The 3,562-nt window shown below is 71.8% G+C and carries 3 protein-coding genes; all 3 read right to left on the reverse strand.

The features are described from left to right. Positions 1 to 1,500 (reverse strand): bifunctional phosphoribosylaminoimidazolecarboxamide formyltransferase/IMP cyclohydrolase (gene purH, locus HY703_11820; protein MBI4545876.1); only part of this gene is annotated, 1,500 nt, incomplete at its 3' end. Positions 1,501 to 1,695: 195 nt separating this feature from the next. After that, positions 1,696 to 2,511 (reverse strand): phosphoribosylglycinamide formyltransferase, encoded by an 816-nt coding sequence (locus tag HY703_11825; protein MBI4545877.1) that lies wholly within the window; start codon positions 2,509 to 2,511, stop codon positions 1,696 to 1,698. 8 nt (positions 2,512 to 2,519) lie between these two features. After that, on the reverse strand, positions 2,520 to 3,164 hold the full coding sequence (locus HY703_11830; protein MBI4545878.1) for an MBL fold metallo-hydrolase: 645 nt from the start codon (positions 3,162 to 3,164) through the stop codon (positions 2,520 to 2,522). Between the last annotated feature and the right edge of the window lie 398 nt (positions 3,165 to 3,562).

A 3,562-nucleotide genomic window follows, 5' to 3' on the forward strand; every position in this document is an offset into this window, starting at 1 on the left:
GTCCACGCCGTCGCGGAAGGGGAAGAATGCGTCCGAGCCGAGTGCGGCGCCGTGCAGCTCGTGCCCCTGGTCGCGCCCTTTTATGACGGCGATGCGGGCGGCGTCCAGCCGGCTCATCTGCCCCGCGCCAATGCCCCGGGTCTGCTCCTCCTTGGCGAGGACAAGGGCGTTGGACCTGACCGCCGCGGCAACTCTCCAGGCGAAGCGCAGGTCACGCCACTCGGCGTCGCTGGGTCCTCGCCTGGTGACCACGCGCCAGGTGTCCTCGGGGAACCTCATGCGCAGGCGCTGCTGCACGAGCATCCCGCCGCGCACGCGCTTGTAGTCCAGTTCTTCCGCCTCTGCGCGCGGCAGCGCAGCCGGCAACGCAATCACGCGCAGGTTGCGCTTGCGTCCCAGCACTTCCAGGGAATGGGGCTCGAAGTCCGGCGCGACAACCACTTCCAGGAAGGTGCTGGCCATCGCCCCGGCTGCACCGCCCGTGACCGGGACGTTGAAGGCGACAATGCCGCCGAAGGCGGATACGGGGTCGGCGGCTAGCGCGCGCTGATATGCTTCCTCCGCGTCGCGGCCGAGTGCGGCGCCGCAGGGCGTGTTGTGCTTGACAATGACGCAGGCAGCCCGTTCGGCCGCGTCCCAGGCAGAAACGGCAAGAACAGCCGCGTCGATGTCCAGCAGGTTGTTGAAGGACAGCTCCTTCCCCTGGAGCTGCCGCAGCTCTGGCAGTGCGCCGGCCGGCGTTTCCGCCTCGGCGTAGAAGGCGGCGGCCTGGTCCGGGTTCTCGCCGTAGCGCAGGTCCTGCACCTTGGACAGTCGCAAGTTGAGCGTCTCGGGGAACCGGGCCGGCTCGTCCACGGCCGCGGAACCGCCCGTTCCGGCCGCCGGAGCCCCCGTGCGTGCGGCCGGCGCGGCATCCGTCCTGCTGCCAGCGGTGCGCGCGAGATAGACGACGATGGCCGCGTCGTACGCTGCCGTATGGGCGAACACCTTCTGCGCCAGCTCCAGGCGCAGCCCCGGTCCCGCTCGCCCGCTGCGCAGCGCGTCCAGCACCCTGGGGTAGTCGTCCGGATCCACTACCGCGAGCACGCCGGCGTGGTTCTTGGCCGCGGCCCGGAGCAGGGTCGGCCCGCCGATGTCGACCTGCTCCATGGCCTCGTCCAGCGGCGCGCCGGCCGCAACCGTTCGGGCAAAGGGGTACAGGTTGACAGCCACCAGGTCGATAGGCTGGTAGCCCTGCGCCTCGAGCGCCGCCAGGTCATCCGCCCGGTCGCGGCGCGCCAGGATCCCGGCGTGGATGGCCGGGTGCAGGGTCTTGACGCGGCCCTCCATGAGCTCGGGCGCGCCGGTCACCTCGCTCACCTCGCGCACCGGGACGCCGGCTTCCCGCAGCAGGCGCGCGGTGCCGCCGGTGGAGAGCACCTCCCACCCCAGTTCGACCAGCCCGCGCGCCAGCTCGGTAACGCCCCGCTTGTCCGAAACACTCAGAATCGCCCTGGGCACCTCTTTGCCTCGCGTTGGAACCGATCCCGATCCCGATCCCGACCCCGATCCCGACCCCGATTCCGAAGCCGGTCCTGATTCCAATCCCGTACCCGTACCCGTACCCGAACCCGATACCTACCAGGTACCGTCCGAGCGGAAGCCAGCGCCTCTGGGGTTCGCGGCAGCCGAAAGATCTTGAACGGGTCTGACGGCTTACCGCAGGCCGGCCTCGAGCCCCTTCGCTCCCGCTGGCACCTCGATTCCCAGCGCCCGCCGCACCTCCGCCACGCCTGGAGCCTCCTCCTCCGCCAGGCGAAAACTCACCGGCCGGCCCGGCCCATCAGGTGCTCCGGCGCCGACAGGCCACTCGCCCGGCCTTTCCCCCATCGTGCCGCCCGCCACCCCCCGCGCGACCGCTTCGACAGCCAGCGGATAAACCCGGTGCTCGACGCGCAGCACTCGGCCCGCCAGCGATTCCGGTGTATCGCCGGGGAGCACGGGCACTGGCCACTGGATCAGGGTCGGCCCCGTGTCGTAGCGCTCGTCCACGAAGTGCACGGTCACGCCGCTGACGCGGCAGCCCGCTTCCAGGACGGCCTCGTGCACGCGCAACCCGTACATGCCCGCGCCGCCAAAGGCAGGCAGCAGCGCAGGGTGGATGTTGAGCATCCGGCCGCGGTAGCGCCGCACCACTGCGGGAGGCACCAGCCGCAGGTACCCGGCGAGCGCCACCAGGTCGGCCGCCGCCTTCTCGAGGAGTTCGAGCAATTCCCGGGCGACGTCGTTCTCCGGCCGCCCCGCCACGGGGACGTGTCTCGCCTCGACCCCCGCCGCCCACGCCCGATCGAGTGCACCGGCCCCCGCGCGGTCGCTCACCACCAGCACGACCCTGGCGAGTGCCGCGCCCGCGCTCGCGCCGCCGCTCTCAGTGCCGGGCCAGGCCACTCGCTCTCCCGGCGCCCCCTTACCGTGGAAGTGGTCCAGCAGCGCCTGCAGGTTGCTGCCGCCCCCCGAAGCAAACACCGCCATGCGAACGCTCACGCCAGCCCGCCGCCGTATTGCGGCACGAGGAAGGGGTTCGAGACCCGCTCGTGGCCCACCGTGGTGGCGGGGCCGTGTCCCGGGTACAGCACCGTTTCATCCGGCAGGGACAGCACCCGTTCGCGGATCGAGCGCATGAGCTGCCGGTAGTCGCCGCCCGGCAGGTCGCTCCGGCCGATGGAACCCTGGAACACGACGTCGCCCACGAACGCCGCGTCCGCGGCGGCCGCGTACAGCAGCACGTGCCCGGGCGAATGGCCCGGCACATGGCGCACCTCGAAGTCACACTCCGCGAGGTGCAGCACCTGTCCGTCCTCGAGCGCGTGGTCGACCGGCGGCGGCGCCTCGAGCCGCACCCCGAAGTACGCGGCCTGCTCCGCTGCCCGCTCGTACCAGGGGCGGTCGGCAGCGTGCAGGTAGACGGGCGCGCCGGTGCGGCGCACCAGTAGCGCGACTCCCTCGACGTGGTCGATGTGAGCGTGCGTCAACAGCACGGCTTCGAGCGTAAGCGCGCCCGCCGCCGCCGCGTCCGCCATCGCCCCGGCCGCGCCCCCCGGATCGATGGCGACCGCGCCGCCGCCCCCCGGCCGGTGCACGAGGTACGCATTCTCCTCGAAGGCCGGCGCCGTGAACGTCCGGATGTCTAGCAATCTCTGTTCGCTCAGGCGATCATCTCCTGACGCGGCCCGCGCAGCCAAGCGGCCCTGGCGGCCGCGCCTGGGCCAAAATTAGCACCGCCGCCGGTGAGCAGCCACCCGCAGGGTGCGCCAGCGCTGGCAGCGGGCGAGCCTCCCGGACCGCGGAACCAGCTCCCGAACACGCGGATTAAGAGGGCGTCATGTGCGTCATGGATCGCAAGCCAGGACACGGGCTTCCCTACGCTGCGCTCGCCACCGTCATGGCGCTTGCCTGCGGCTGTGGCGAGCGCGCGGCCGAGGGGGACAACGGCGGGAGCGGGCTGGCTGCACAGCCGGTGGCTGAAGCTGCCCAATGGGTCGCGAAGACTGCTGGCGGCAGCACGGTTCAGGTCGCACCGCAC

This window comes from Gemmatimonadota bacterium (genome assembly GCA_016209965.1).
Lineage (GTDB): Bacteria > Gemmatimonadota > Gemmatimonadetes > Longimicrobiales > RSA9 > JACQVE01.

Bases quoted from the DNA above. Each gene is read 5' to 3' on its own strand.
- HY703_11825 (MBI4545877.1), bottom strand. From the start codon at position 2,511: ATGGCGGTGTTTGCTTCGGGGGGCGGCAGCAACCTGCAGGCGCTGCTG.